General features: G+C 63.6%; 9 protein-coding genes. 2 read left to right on the plus strand and 7 right to left on the minus strand.

Annotation, left to right across the window (positions count from 1 at the left end):
- The first annotated feature begins 128 nt into the window (after nt 1-128).
- The gene (gene hisD / locus BHE75_RS12805) at nt 129-1,430 is read left to right on the plus strand and encodes a histidinol dehydrogenase (RefSeq protein ID WP_070934104.1); all 1,302 of its coding nucleotides are present in this window, start codon (nt 129-131) and stop codon (nt 1,428-1,430) included.
- Nucleotides 1,431-1,566: 136 nt separating this feature from the next.
- On the opposite strand, the gene BHE75_RS12810 is transcribed toward hisD, so the two are convergent.
- The gene (locus tag BHE75_RS12810) at nt 1,567-2,595 is read right to left on the minus strand and encodes a cupin domain-containing protein (protein WP_084653501.1); all 1,029 of its coding nucleotides are present in this window, start codon (nt 2,593-2,595) and stop codon (nt 1,567-1,569) included.
- A gap of 86 nt (nt 2,596-2,681) precedes the next feature.
- On the opposite strand from BHE75_RS12810, the gene BHE75_RS12815 reads away from it, so the two are divergent.
- Nucleotides 2,682-3,446: an alpha/beta fold hydrolase gene (locus BHE75_RS12815; protein ID WP_084653195.1), complete on the plus strand. Its 765-nt coding sequence runs from the start codon at nt 2,682-2,684 to the stop codon at nt 3,444-3,446.
- Between the two features lie 221 nt (nt 3,447-3,667).
- On the opposite strand, the gene BHE75_RS12820 is transcribed toward BHE75_RS12815, so the two are convergent.
- The 6 genes from BHE75_RS12820 to BHE75_RS12845 form a co-directional block, all read right to left on the minus strand.
- On the minus strand, nt 3,668-5,263 hold the full coding sequence (locus tag BHE75_RS12820; protein ID WP_217494724.1) for an alkaline phosphatase D family protein: 1,596 nt from the start codon (nt 5,261-5,263) through the stop codon (nt 3,668-3,670).
- 29 nt (nt 5,264-5,292) lie between these two features.
- Nucleotides 5,293-6,168 carry a glycerophosphodiester phosphodiesterase gene (locus tag BHE75_RS12825; RefSeq protein ID WP_084653197.1) on the minus strand — a complete coding sequence of 292 codons (876 nt, stop codon included), beginning with the start codon at nt 6,166-6,168 and terminating at the stop codon, nt 5,293-5,295.
- A gap of 84 nt (nt 6,169-6,252) precedes the next feature.
- Nucleotides 6,253-9,246, minus strand: a complete 2,994-nt coding sequence (locus tag BHE75_RS12830; RefSeq protein WP_070934108.1) for a TonB-dependent receptor domain-containing protein — start codon at nt 9,244-9,246, stop codon at nt 6,253-6,255.
- Between the two features lie 124 nt (nt 9,247-9,370).
- Nucleotides 9,371-12,565, minus strand: coding sequence for a TonB-dependent receptor (locus tag BHE75_RS12835; protein ID WP_139181717.1), 3,195 nt, complete (start codon nt 12,563-12,565; stop codon nt 9,371-9,373).
- Between the two features lie 122 nt (nt 12,566-12,687).
- A complete protein-coding gene (locus BHE75_RS12840; RefSeq protein ID WP_139181718.1) occupies nt 12,688-13,632 on the minus strand; it encodes a FecR family protein in 945 nt (314 codons plus the stop codon).
- Nucleotides 13,610-14,125, minus strand: coding sequence for an RNA polymerase sigma factor (locus BHE75_RS12845; RefSeq protein WP_070934111.1), 516 nt, complete (start codon nt 14,123-14,125; stop codon nt 13,610-13,612). Before BHE75_RS12845 ends, BHE75_RS12840 begins: the two co-directional genes overlap by 23 nt.
- Nucleotides 14,126-14,357 lie beyond the last annotated feature (232 nt).

Consider the following 14,357-nt stretch of genomic DNA (forward strand, 5'->3'; position numbering starts at 1 on the left):
TCCTTCCTACACTTCGCTGAAAAATTGCAAAACAGCATGGTGGCAGTCGGATTGGAATGACATATGCATTCGAATGCACTAAAGGAAGCGAATCCGCTCCTGCGGCATGTCAGTTGAAGGATTCTCATATGACCCGCGTCCCCGCGCCTCGCGCTCTCGAAGGCAAGCTCGAATATATTAAGAGCCCCGTCCAGGACCAGCACGCCGACAACAGCAAGGTCGCCGGCCTCGTCGCCGGCGTGCTCAAGGACGTGCGCGAGCGCGGCGATGCCGCCGTGCGCGAATATGCGAGCAAGTTCGACAATTCGGACCTCGAGCAGTTCGAGGTGACGCCGGCCGAACGGCAACAGGCCCTTGATATGCTCGATCCGCAGACCCGCGCGGATACCGAATTCGCCATCGAGAACGTGCGTCGCTTCGCCGAGGCCCAGCTTTCCACGATCCTGCCGCTGGAAGTCGAGCCGATGCCCGGTCTCCACCTGGGCCATCGGGTGATCCCGATCCAGCGCGTCGGCGCCTATGTGCCGGGCGGGCGCTTCCCGCTGTTGTCGGCGCCGATCATGACGATCGTACCCGGCAAGGTCGCGGGCTGCGACGAAGTCGTCGCCTGCCTGCCGCCCAATGCGCACAAGGCGATGGTCGCTGGCTGCCACCTGTCGGGTGCCGACCGCATCTTCCTGATCGGTGGCGCGCAAGCCATCGCGGCGATGGCATATGGCACCGAGTCCGTGCCGCAGGTCGACAAGATCATGGGTCCGGGCAACGCTTTCGTGAACGAGGCCAAGCGCCAGGTATTCGGCCCGGTCGGCATCGACCAGCTCGCCGGTCCGTCCGAGATCTTCATCGTTGCCGATGCAACCGGCAACCCCGAGCTGATCGCCACCGACCTGCTGGGCCAGGCCGAACACGACGTGCGCACGCGTGTCGGCCTGATCACCACCGATCGCGCTCTCGCCCAGGCGACGGTGGCCGAAGTCGATCGTCAGCTCCAGACACTCGCCACGGCCAAGGTCGCGGCGGAAAGCTGGGCCAATTATGGCGAAGTGGTCCTCTGCGAAGACGAAGCCGCGATGATCGCCTATTCCGATTACGTCGCGGCCGAGCATCTGCAGGTGCACACTGCCGATCCCCACGCTTTCGCCAAGAAGCTGCGCAACTACGGCTCACTGTTCATCGGCGAGAACGCCAGCGTGGTCTATTCCGACAAGAATGTCGGTACGAACCACACGCTCCCGACGATGGGCGCGGGTAAATATACCGGCGGCCTCTGGGTCGGCTCCTACGTGAAGATCGCAACTTATCAGTGGCTCGAGGAAGCCGCGATCCGCGCCGTCGCCCCGCCCGCCATCCGGCAGAGCGGCAGCGAAGGCCTGGAAGGCCATCAGAAAGCCGCGGCCATCCGCTTCGATCGTCTGAAAGCGTCAGCCTGACGGGTCGCAACCACAGGTGACAAAAGGAAAGGGCGCCGGTTAATCCGGCGCCCTTTTTTTCATGGCAATCGTTGAAGCACGGCTCGTTTCAGACCGCGCTCGGGCGCCATCTCACATCCGGGCTCGAACCGGCGCATTACCCCAGAAAAACAGGCGGTGCGGGATCTTCGGTGCCACGCGCGACGAAGGCGATCGCCGGCACCGATGCGGTGTTGCGGAAGGCGTGCGGAAGGCCGACCGGCACGGTCAGCGTATCCCCCGCCCCCATGACGATTGCACCGTCGGCCCAGCTTACTTCGAGCGTGCCTTCCTGGAGGATCAGGACTTCGGCTTCCTGCCGGCTGTGCATGGGCACGTAGGCACCTGTTTGCAGCGTGAGGAGGCGCAGGTTGCAGCCATGCGGCCACCAGCCGGAAATCGGCCCCGGCTCGAATCCGTCGCGGGTCGGCCTGGGCGTGATGATCGCTGCTTCCTCCACGCCCTCGGCCGCCAGGGGCGAGCGCGGATTGGGATTCGCCCGGACCCGTTCATAGGTCGCGACGCATTCCAGCAGCTTGTCCAGCGGCGGCGTCTTGAGCTTGGCAACCGTTTCCGGATCGATCACCTCCTCAAGCTCGACCTGCTTGAGCTGATAGTCCCCGTCCGACGTATCGATCAGCATGCCCCCCTTGGCGAGCTTCAGGCCGTGGCCCGCGGCCGCTTCGAAAACGGCGGGCGCCCAGGTCACCTTGCCCGGATCGTCCTCACCCAGCACGGTGAACAGCATGCCCACGCCGTCGTCGACCTTCTCGAAGCCGCGGAACATGTGGATCGGCACGGAACAAACGTCGCCCGGCCCTATCTCCAGCGAACCATCCTCGCAATTCGGCCCGAAAAGCAGGCGCCAGCGGCCCGAATGAACCATAAAGACTTCGGCCGTGTCATGGCTGTGCTGCGAATTGACGCAACCGAATGGCTGGCGCGCCGCACCGATGTTGAACCCGTGCTTTTCGGTAATATGGACGTGCTGGTCGGCGCTTTCCGAAACGCCCGCGCCAATGATCGTAAAATTCTCTTTCTCAGTAGAGCCCGGTGTCTTCGTATCGATGAAGGCCGTGCGGCACGGTATCAGATCAGCATAGCGCACCAGCCTCGCGTTCATGGCTTCCTGGGTCCAAAGGGTCACGCTCAAAACTCCGATCCGCGCTGGCCAGCGCATATTGCATCCGAATGCATAGCAGCTAGGGTATTTAGTTGAAGCACGCAAGATGGATGGGAATTTACGAGATGAATGGCGGGAAACTGACGGGATCCGATAATGACACGGAGCGGCTGCCGCTGTTGCTCGTGCCAGGCACGCTTTGTGACGAGCGGGTTTTCACTCCAGTCCTGGCATTGCTGCCCGAGCGTTCCGTCAGCATCGCCCCGCTGACCGACGTGAGCGACGTGCATGAAGCGGCGCGGCGCATTCTCGCCGATGCCCCTCCCCGCTTCGCACTTCTGGGATTTTCACTCGGAGGCATTGTCTCGCTGGAAATCGCGGCGACCGAGCCCGGGCGCGTGGCCGGTCTCGCCCTGATCGGCAGCAACGCGCGGCCCGTGGCGCCGGAATTCCATGCCGAGCGGCGCCGTGAGGCCATTTCCGGCAGCGAGAACCTCGATCACTATATCCGAAAGATCATGTGGCCACGCTACGTCAGCGAGGGCCGTCGGCAGGACGCGGCCCTCCAGCACCTGATCGCAGCCATGGCCCGCGACGGCGGCCGGCAATTGCTGCTCAACCAGACGGAGATCGGTCTCTCGCGGATCGACAGCCGCGACCGGATCGCGAGGATGACGATGCCCAGCCTGGTGTTGGGCGGATGCGAGGACGCGCTATGTACGCCGGAAATGCAGCGCGAGATGGCCCATCGTCTGCCCGATGCTCAATTGGCGCTTCTTCCTGATGCCGGACATTTCGTGACGCTCGAGCAGCCGGAAGCCGTGGCCGCACATATTTCATCCTGGCTGGAGCGGGTGGACAGAGTATCCGCTTAAGCTCGACGGGGTTCTCCGAGTCAGAACCGCGTGAACGGACAGCCTGGCGCCTCAATGCTGGCGATATCGCCGATGAAGCTCACCTCGCTGATCACGGACGATATCGCCCCGCCCGTCCTCACCATGCTGCCCGCTTCCGAATTCGCGGCTTTGAGGAACAGCTCATCGACGGGCGGACTTCCGGCATCCCCGGCCACAGCACGCAACCCGCGAACTCCGGCTCAGGATCGATGGAGCGCGGGACGACCGGGCTCAACGGTGTAGCTGGCGAGGGTGCTGAGCTTGCCGCCGGTACGATCGACCCGATCGAGCACCTTGATGTCGGTTTTCCATAGCTTCGGCGTGATCTCGAAAAGCTGGTATCCCCGCTGATCGGCGTAGAGATCAATCTGGGGATTGTTCCGGACGATGTGCTCCAGCCCCGCCGTCCCAACGCCATTTCCACCAGAGGTGATCGAGGTCGACAGAAACTCGACGGCGACCTTTTCACCGTCCAGCCTGTCGTCGTCCGCCGGCACGGCCCCTGCCATATGCTTGTGGTGATCGCCCGTTGCGATGACGACGTTGCTGAGCCCGTGCCTGCGGATGGAGGCGATCAGCCGCTCGCGCGCCGGCCGATAGCCATCCCAGAGGTCGGTGCCGTGCCTCGGCTCCTCGGCATCGGCAGGGCGCAGGTCGATCGGCATCACGATGACCTGCTGCGCCAGAAGGTTCCAGGCCGCATCGTTGCCGAGCCCGTCGTCCAGCCAGGCTTCCTGCGCCTTGCCGAGCATATCGGGCTGCATATGCGCCTCGGGCGGGCACGCGCTTTTGCCACCATTGTCGCCGCACGGCTGATCCGAGCGATAGGAGCGCGTGTCGAGCACATGCATCCGCATCAGCCGCCCAAAGTCGAGCCGGCGATAGGCGGTCAGCCCGCCCGCGATCGGAAACTGGGCCTTGCGCACGGGCATATGCTCATACCAGGCCTGAAGCGCGGCGTAGCGGCGCAGCGCGAAGATCGCCGGATCCGTGCCGTCCTGATCGAAGTCGCTCGCCCAATTATTGTCGATCTCGTGATCGTCGAACGACGCGGCGAAGGCGCAGGCGGCGTGGTCGGCCTGAAGATCCGGGTCGCTCTTATACTGGGCATAGCGGCGGCGATAGTCGTCGATGCTGTAGATCTCGTCGCCGGCATGCTGGCGAATATTGTTGCGCTTGCCCTGCGGCCCAAGCGGCATGGCGGCGTCCTCGTAAATATAGTCGCCATAGTGGAAGATCAGGTCGAGGTCGGGCTCGGCGGCGAGATGCTTCCAGGCGTCATAATAGCCCATCTCGTAATGCTGGCATCCGCCGACGCCGATCCGCAGCCGGTCGACCAGGGCGCCTGCCAAGGGTGCGGTGCGGGCGGTTCCGACCGGGCTCAGGTCCGACCCCGCAGTGGCGAAGCGATACCAGTAGCGGCGGTGGGGTAGCAGTCCATCGACCTCCACATGGACCGAATGCGCCAGTTCCGGCAGCGCCGTCGCCTCGCCCTTGCGGACCACCCGCGCAAAGCCCTGATCCTCGGCAACCTCCCACCGGACCGGCACATGCGCGGCGGGCATGCCGCCATGCTCGTCGAGCGGGCGTGGGGCGAGCCGGGTCCAGATGACGAAGCCGTCAGGCCAAGGATCGCCCGCAGCGACGCCGAGCGCGAAGGGATTGGCGCCCAGCGGCGCGGCGAGCAAGGGCGATCGGGAAATCCCCGCGATCAGGGCAAAACTTCCGCCCGCCTTGATCAGCTGGCGACGATCCAGTTTCAGCGTGGCCGGTTTCGGCACGATCAGTTTCAGCATGGCAACCCCCTGTCATTTCCCGGCACGTGTCAGCGCGCGGAAGCGGTTCGGTGCAGGAAGGCGGTGAGACCGGCCGGATCGTTGGTAAATATCGCGTCGTCGCCGCGCGCGAGATAGGCGCGCCAGCCCGCCTCATCATCAACGACATCGGAGAAAACCTGCACGCCGGCCGCACGCAACCGCTTGACCTCCGCCGCGTCCGCATCCTGCAGGCGCAGCAATAGGCAGGTCGCATGGTGCGCGCGGGCGAGTTCCAGATAATCTGCCTTCTCGCGCCACACCCCGAGCAGGCAGGTGCGGATGCGCGGGTTGACCTCATGCATCGCATCGATCGTCCGCCAATCGAACGACTGGAGGATATAACGCCCCTCGAGCCCATATTTGCGGACCAGCGCGTCCACCTTCTTCGCAAAAGCCACCGGATCGACGCTCCCTTCGCCGGGCTTGGGCATCTTCGTCTCCCCGAAGAACATCACGTTCGCCTTGGCATAGCGGGCGAGGAAGGCGTCGGCCGTCGGCATGGGCGTGCCGGGCACGGGCTTCTGGGTGGGATAGATGGCGCGGTGCGTGGATCCGCAATCGAACTTCAGCACGTCCGCAAGCTTCATCGCGCGGACCGGCCCGGGCGCGACGCCGTTGGCCGTGCAGAAGCTGGGGTTCACGCTCGTATCGTGGGTGATGACGAGCTGGTTATCGGCAGTCATGACCATGTCGAACTCAAGCATATCGACGCCGAGCCGCAGCGCATTGTCGAAGGCCGGGAGGGTATTTTCGGGCAGGAGCAGAGCCCCGCCGCGATGAGCGACGACAAAGGGCCGGTTCTGCGCGGACGCAGGCGAAATGGCGAGCGCGCCGCCGACGGCCAGCAATGCGGCGAGGGATCGCATCAGAGCATCTATGTGCATGGAATACTCCCGGGGCGACACGGCTCCGCTCCTGAACGGAACGGAACGGAGCCGGTCATATGGTCCGATTGTCACAGATTTGCGTCAGAAGCTCGCATCGACCTTGACGAAGAAATAGCGGCCGATCGCGTCGTAATATGCGTTGCCAGTATTGTTTCCCACCGTCTGATGCGGCGTGGTCGGGGTGTCCTGCAGGAAGAACGGCGGACGCTTATCGCTGACGTTCTTCACGCCAAAGCTGAACATGTACTTATCCGTCGCCCGGATATTCAGCGTGATGTCATTCATGAAATAGGCCGGAATACGCGGAATCTCGTACGTCTCGTCCGATTGGGCGGTGGCGCTGTATTTGGCCGCGCTGATCATCCGCGTGTTCACTCCGAGCGTGAACTTCCCGAGCGAATAGCTGGTGATCAGCGTGCCCTTGAAGCGCGGATAATTCCAGGCGCCCGAATTGTCCGTGCCCGCGCTGCCCACCTGCGAGATGGTCGTCTGTTCGAGCAGATAGGTGCCGCTGAAGCCCAGCCGCATCTCTCCCGCACCGATCGGGACGCGGTAGTTCGCCCCGATATCGATGCCGCGCGCACGTTGCCCGGCCAGGTTCGCATATTGCGCTTGCACATAATCCACCTCGCCCGTGACCGGGTCTCGGTGAACGAATTGGCAATAAGCCTGGTCCGGGCCGCCGCTGGCGTTCACGCAGCTGTTCATCAGCGTCGTGTAGGCCAGCGAGGTGACGACATTGTCGATCTTGATGTCCCAATAGTCGACCGTCAGATCGAACCCGCGCAGGAAACGCGGCTGAAGCACGACGCCCACGGTGAAGGAGTTGGAGGTTTCCGGCGTCAGATCCGGATTACCGCCGCTGAAGACCCGGGGCTGATTGAGGTTGGGGTTTGGCAGCGGCCCGGTCCAGTTGGGGACGGTAGCGGCGCAATTGGCCGCCCGGTCATCGTCCTGCGTGATGAGCCCAGCCTGGCACGGATCGCTGATATGGCCGAGCGTCACCATGCTGATCGGCGAGAAGAGTTCGCCGAAATTGGGCACGCGGATCGAATGCGAGTAGGTGCCGCGCAAGGTCAGGCCGGTCACGGGCTCCCAACTGCCTCCGGCCTTCCAGGTGGTGCCGTTCGGATTGTCGCTATAGTGCGACCAGCGCACGGCGCCTTCGATTTCCAGCCGCCGGGCGAACGGCAGGTCGCGAAGAAGCGGGATCACGGCCTCGCCATAAAACTCCGTCGTGTCGCGGCGATGCTCGAGCGCGGGATGCAACGCCATGTCCATTCCCGGCGACCAGACGATATCGGCAAGCTTCGCCGTGTCGGGATCGTCCCGCGTGCGCAGCGTCTCACGCCGCCATTCGAAGCCTGCGGCGATGGAAACATCGCCATATGGCAGGCTGAACAGGCTGCCGTCGATATTGGCGCCGGCATTGATCATCGTGTTCTTGGTGCGCTCATACCGCTCCTTCTCGGCATAATCGATCCAGGCCTGGCTCGGTGCGTCGGTGGTATAGTAATTGAACGGAGCGCAGCCCGCGGCGCGCGCGGCGGGATCGCGGCAGACGACCTGACCGTCCAGGAGGATCGTGTCACGCGCGTTGAGCCACTCGTCGCGACCGACTGCATTCCTGGTGGTGATGTTGTCGACCACCTGCCCATAGCGGACGAAGGCCTGCCAATTGAGCTTGCCAGTCAGGTCGCCGCCGATGTCGGTACCTGTCGTGATGGCATTGCGCTTGTGGATTTCCCAGGGAGTGGGAATATTCGTATAATGACGGTCGAACGAGATTTGCGTCAGGTTGTTGGAAACCATGAAATCGCGCAACGTGTCGGGCAGATAGGGGTCGGTTAGCCGCGCGATCTCACCCGTCGTGCCAACCCCATTCTTGCCCCACCAGTTGGTCGCACGCGCATCATCGCGATATTGGGGCCACTCCGCATTGCCGCGGCTGTAGCTGTGAGCATAGCCAAAGACGGCATTCCAGGTGATCGCAGGGGTCAGCTCGTAGGAAAGGTTCGAATAAGCCGAGGCCCGGGCTGATTTCCCGCGAAGCAGAATAGAGTCGTAAATGCCGAAGGCGCTGTCCGGGCCGCCATCCTGAACGCCGGTGTCGCCGTTCGAAACCACGTTGTAGCTGCTCTTGGGAATGGCGACGACCTGATTGTTGATCAGCTGATACCATTGCCCATTCTGGTTGCCGCACATGCCGGCCGTACCGATGATGCAGAAGGTGGGGAAATGGGAACGGTAGAACTGATGGTAGTCGATCAGGTAATTGTCGGGGATACCGTCATTCGGGCCGGTGTTCCTGGGATTAACCTGATAGACATAGCGTTTGGTCGTGCGATCGAGGGTCGCCAGCGGCGCCGTGTCGCTATAATTGCCGCCAATGACGAAATGGCCGCGTCCGCCGCCGAAGTCGAAGCCGGTGGCCACGGAAAAATCGGACTGCCGGGCATCGCCTTCACCTGAGATACCGCTGGTCGCGGTAAGGTTCAGGCCGCTCATTTTCTTCTTCATGATGATGTTGACGGCGCCGGTCACCGCGTCGGCACCGTAAATCGCCGCAGCACCACCCGTCACCGTTTCAATGCGGTCGATCAGCGCCGTCGGAATCGTATTGAGGTCAACGGCCGAGGTCCGCGCGCCACCCGATACCCAGCGATGCCCGTCCACGACCACCAATGAACGGTTCGCGCCCATCTGGCGCAAGTTGATGTTGGCGACACCCTGGTCATATTCCTGGCCAAGCGAGTTCATCTCACCCAGACCGGGGCCAACCGCGGGATTGAGCAACAGCGTGTCATAGACGGTGTTGCGGCCAAAATTCCTGGCGTCCTCGGTGGTGATCACGCGGATCGGCATCGTCGATTGGAGCTCAGGGCGGGCGATATGCGTGCCGGTGACGATAATGTCGCTGGCCGCACCGGCGCCGTCGCGGGCGGCACCCTGCGGACCGGCCCGGTCGGTGGAAGCTGGTGTCGTGCTGGTCTGGGCATGGGCTGCGCCGCTGGCGAGCATCCCCAAGGCGAGCGCGAAACTGGCTACGCCCGCATGAAGCGGGTCACGGAACATGGACACCTGCAATCCCCTTTGACGAACTGAAACGGTCAAAGGGAAAGCCGCCGCTGCTTCGAAAATCTTACAAAGTTTCTTTTTTCATTTCCGTTACATAACTGCGACTATTTTCTTGCAGCGATCAGAAGCGCAAATCGACCCTGGTGAAGAAATAACGACCGACGGGATCATAATAAGCGGCCCCCGTCGCGACGCCACCCGAACCATGCGGGCCCGGCGCCGTATCGCGCAGCGGTGCGAAGATATCGGCGTTGCTGATATTCTTCACGCCGATGGTGAGACTGAATTTTTCGACCGGACGGACCTGCACCATCAGATCGTTGTAGAGATAGGCCGGCACATGGCGGGGATCGCGCGTCTCCTCCGAGGCATCGGCGATGCTATAGGCGCTGCCGCTGATGAAGCGGCTGTTCAGCCCGAGCGTGACCTTCCCCAACGAGTAGCTGGCCGTCAGCGTCGCCCTGACACGCGGATAATTCCACTGGCCTGCATAGTCGACGCCCGGGCTGCCCCGCTGCGTGATCGTCGTCTGCTCGAGCAGATAGGTGCCGCGGAATCCCGCCCGCAGCAGCCCTTTGCCGAACGGCGCCCGATAATTCGCGCCGAAATCGATGCCGCGGGCATGCTGGCCGGCCAGATTGGCATATTGGGCATGGATAAAGTTGACTGTGCCGTCGGCGTTGCGCTGGACGAACTGGCAATAGACCGGGTTCGGGCCACCCGGGGAATCGACGCAGCTGTTGAGGATTGTAGTGTAGGATAGCGACGTGATGATGTCGTCGATCCGGATGTTCCAATAATCCACGGTCATGTCGAAGCCCGTCACGAGCTTCGGCTGAAACACCGCACCCAGCGTAAAGCTGTTCGACGTCTCCGGCGTCAGTTCCGGATTGCCGCCGCTGTAGATCACCGGTGCGTTGAGGTTCGGATTGGGCAGCGGCAGGCTCAGGCCGGGCAGCAGCGCCGCGCAATTCACGATCCGGTTCGCATTCTGCAGGATGGCGCCAGCCTGGCAGGGATCGTTGATATGCCCATAGATGGCCTGGCTGAGCGGCGAGAAAAGCTCGCCGAAATTGGGCACGCGGATCGAATGCGAGAACACGCCGCGCAGGGTGAATCCGGCGATCGGTTCCCAGCTGCCACCCGCCTTCCAGGTATGAGTGTCCGGATTGTCGCTATAGCTGGAGAGGCGGTAGGCGCCCTCGATCTCCAGCCGGCGCGCGAAGGGAAGATCGCGCAGCAGCGGCACCTCGACTTCACCATAGAGTTCGATCGTGTCGCGCACGGCATCGAGCGCGGGGTGAAACGCATAGTCGGAGCCGGGCGAGATGATGATGTCGGCAAGCTTTTCCGTGTCCGGATCGTCGCGCGTATGCAGCGTCTCGCGCCGCCACTCGACGCCCGCCGCGATCGAAACGTCGCCATGCGGCAGGCGAAGGATGTTCCCGCTGAGCGTGCCGCCGGCGTTCAGCAGCGAATTCTCGTTCCGCTCGTACCGGCTCCTCTCGATATAGGCGAGGAGCGCCGGGCTGTACGGTTCGGTGCTAAAGAAGTTGAGCGGGACGCAGCCGCTCGCCCGTGCCGCGGGGTCTGCGCAGACGATCTGCCCGGTCGCGGGATCGACAATTGTGTCACGCGCCCGAAGCCATTCCGCTTTGCCGACCATATTGGTGGTCTCGATGCGATCGGTCACTTCGCCGTAACGCACAAACGCCATCCAGTTCAGCCCGCCTGCCAGCGGGCCGGCCAGTTCGGTGCCGAACGAGATGTTGTTACGGCGATGGATCTCATAGGCCTGGGGCAGGTTGAAATAGGTCCGATCGAGGGGAAGCGCGGTGATCCCGCGCGCAAGCATGAACTGGCGGATCGGGTCCGGCAGCCAGGGGTTGGCGAGCGTCGCGATTTCTCCGGTGGTGCCGCCCCACCAGTTCGCCGGGCGGCCGTCGGTGCGGACCTCGGGCCATTCCGGCACCGCGCGCGCGTAGCTGTGCGCATAACTGAACGTCGCGCTCCAACTGACGGCCGGGCTCAGCTCATAAGCGAGATGGGCATAAAGCGATCCGCGTTCCGAAGCGTTGCGCAGCAGGTGATTTTCGAAACCGGTGGTCACGGGGCCGCCATCGCCCGTCCCCGTCTCGCCGGGCGTCACCGGAACGTCATAGTCGACCGGGACGACGCTTCCCTGGCGATACTGATACCATTGATTGCCGACATAGAAGCTCGGGACGGCGCTGCGATAGAAGGAACCGTAATTGTGGGCCAGCACCATGTCGGGAATGCCATCGTGCGGGCCGGTGTTCGCAGGATTGGCGTAATAGGTCTGGCGCCGGTCATAGCGCTCGGCCCAGCGTAGCGGCGCCTTGCGGCCATAGTCGCCGCCGAACACGAAGCGTCCGCGCCCGCCGCCGAACCTGAAGCCGGTGGCCAGCGAAAGGTTGGACTGGCGGGCATCGCCCCGGCTTGAAATCCCATCGGTGGCGGAAAGCTGCACGCCGGCCATCGACTTCTTCATGATGACGTTGACGGCGCCGGTCACCGCATCGGCACCATAGATCGCCGCGGCGCCGCCCGTCACGACTTCGATCCGGTCGATCATCGCGCTCGGGATTGTGTTCAGGTCGACCGCGGAAATCCGCGCCCCGCCCGATACCCAGCGCTGCCCATCGACCAGCACCAGTGAGCGATTATTACCCATGCCGCGCAAATTGATGTTGGCCACGCCCACATCATATTCCTGCCCCTGCGAATTGGACTCGCCCAGGCCCGGCCCGATCGCCGGATCGAGCAGCAGCACGTCATAGATGGTATCCCGCGCGTAATTCCGGGCATCGTCCATGCGGATCACGCTGATCGGCATCGCCGAATGCAGCTCGGGCCGGGCTATATGCGTGCCGGTGACGACGATGCTGGCATCGGCGGCCACGCCGGGTTCCGCAGGAGGAGTCGATGGGCCAGACCTGTTGGACGGCGAAGCAATTCGTGGCGTGACGGCGGCGGTGCGTTGTGGCGGACGGGCGCTGCGGACTATCAGGAAGGTGCCTCCGCGCTTCAAGTAGCGCAGCCCCGATCCGCGAAGCAGCTCATCCAACGCACCCTCAGCCGTTGGCGCGGCGCGAACGGCCGGCGCTCTTTTCCCGCGCAGCAGCGCCGGGTCGGCGAGGATTTCGACACTCGCGGCCCGGGACAAGGCGGTCAGCGAATCGGAGAGGCTGGCGGCCGGAAGCGTCAGGCCGGCCTGCGCGGGAGCGGACAGCGAGCAGAGGGCAACGCCCAATATGGCGAAGCTCGCGCCACGCAGGCCATGCGACAGGGGCACCCGGCAATCCTCCGTTTGCTGCACAGGAACGGGGCAGCGCGTGGGCCGCTGCCATCGCGCTCCCAGAAGGCGCTATTCGTGTCACCCTTGTTGCATCGCTGCAGGACCTGCCCGACTTAGGGTTACGGCTTGCCGCTCGACAGGAAGATCGCGCCGTCGTGCCGGGTGATGGTGAAGTCGTGGATCACGGACAGATTGTCGATCTGCCTCACCGGATCGGTGAGGCGGACGCGACCGCTCACCCTGCGGTTCGCGAGCTTTTCGTCCGCGATCCGGATTCGGAGCGGCGACACGCCCTCCAGATCGTAGACCACCTGTGACAAAGGCACATCGCGATACTCCACCCATTCATGCCGCCAGCGGGCCACCCCGCCCGCGCCCACATTGGCGATACGACTTAGCTCGCTCCCGGTCAGGATGGCGACCTGATCGGCGGAAAGGTCCATCCGGTCGCCGAACCAGCTATTTGCCCCCAGCCGCACAGCCCCGGACTCGACGGTCACGCGGACGGCAACGGGGTTGCTCGATACTTCGAAACGCGTGCCGAGATCGGTGATCCGGGCCTTGCCTGCGTCTATGCGGAAGGGGCGGCGTGCGTCATGCGCAACATCGGCGAAAACCGTGCCCTGAGTCAGCTCGACAACGCGGTCGTAGCCCGTGTAGCGGACGCGGATATCGGCGCCGCCGGCCAGGGTCAGGCGCGTCCCGTCTTCGAGCACGACTTCGCGAATGCCCCCTTCCGCGGACGCATAATGCCGCGGCTGGGCCAGGAATAGCTCGACCGACGGCCAGGCCGCGTAACCACCCGTGCAGGCGAGCAGCAGGCCGGCGGCGCTCGCCAGCGCAACATGTCGGGCCCGCCTGCGCTGGCGATAGGCGCCCAGCGCCACGTCCATGTCCGCCCCCATGACGCGCCGCCACATCGTATCGAACAGCGGCTTGCGACGTGCATCACCCGCGAGCCATGCATCGAAGCCCGCCTCGTCGAACGCTTCGCCCCCCATCCGACAGGCGACCCATTGGGCCGCCTCCCATTCGATCGTGCTATCCTCTGACAGGTCCGCCACGCTTCTCGATCTTTTCAATAGCCAGATGCAGATCCAGCACGGCCCGGGCAATATGCGCGTCCACCGCGCCAGGCGAAATTCCAAGTGCCTGGGCCACTTCCTTGGCCGATTGCTCCTCGACGCGGCGACGGAAGAACACCTCGCGCCGCAGCCTGGGCATGGCCTTCACGACATCGATGATGATCGCGACGAGCTGCCGCTGTTCCAGCCGCTCCTGAATGCCCGACTGCTGGCAAGGAAGATCGTCCGACAGCTCGACAACTCGATTGCGCCCGATGCGGCGAAAATGATCGCGGGTCAGATCGAGGGATATGCGACGCAGCAACCCCGTGACATTGGAGATGACGATACCGGGCTTGGCTTCATAGACCAGCAGCCGGACGATCGCCTCCTGAACGATATCCTCGCGAAGCGCGGCATCGTCCACCCGTCGCCCAAGATAGCGCAACAAATCAACGCGGTGGCCGCCCCAGTCGGAATTGTCGAGTCGCATCGGAATCGGGGCCTAGGCCCCCAATGTGACAGCTCAGTTGCGCCGCAGAATTGAAAGGTCCGCATTGCCACCGGTGGGGAGTAGCGCACCACAATGCTTGATCTAGAGGACCCAAAGGCTGGAGGGAGGACGCTGACAGGAACTACCGCTACCTGCTACCGGAACTCCTCCGGGATACATCGCCGGCGTGGGGGGGAATATTGGCGCCGGACAGGCGAGCATATGAGTGCCC

Source organism: Edaphosphingomonas haloaromaticamans (assembly GCF_001853345.1).
In the GTDB taxonomy this organism is placed as follows: domain Bacteria; phylum Pseudomonadota; class Alphaproteobacteria; order Sphingomonadales; family Sphingomonadaceae; genus Sphingomonas_E; species Sphingomonas_E fennica.

Excerpts from the sequence above, each read along its gene's own strand:
- BHE75_RS12825 (WP_084653197.1), bottom strand. The coding sequence starts at position 6,168 with ATGCACATAGATGCTCTGATGCGATCCCTCGCCGCATTGCTGGCCGTC.
- BHE75_RS12845 (WP_070934111.1), bottom strand. The coding sequence starts at position 14,125 with ATGCGACTCGACAATTCCGACTGGGGCGGCCACCGCGTTGATTTGTTG.
- BHE75_RS12820 (WP_217494724.1), bottom strand. The coding sequence starts at position 5,263 with ATGCTGAAACTGATCGTGCCGAAACCGGCCACGCTGAAACTGGATCGT.
- BHE75_RS12815 (WP_084653195.1), top strand. The coding sequence starts at position 2,682 with ATGGGAATTTACGAGATGAATGGCGGGAAACTGACGGGATCCGATAAT.
- BHE75_RS12830 (WP_070934108.1), bottom strand. The coding sequence starts at position 9,246 with ATGTTCCGTGACCCGCTTCATGCGGGCGTAGCCAGTTTCGCGCTCGCC.
- hisD (WP_070934104.1), top strand. The coding sequence starts at position 129 with ATGACCCGCGTCCCCGCGCCTCGCGCTCTCGAAGGCAAGCTCGAATAT.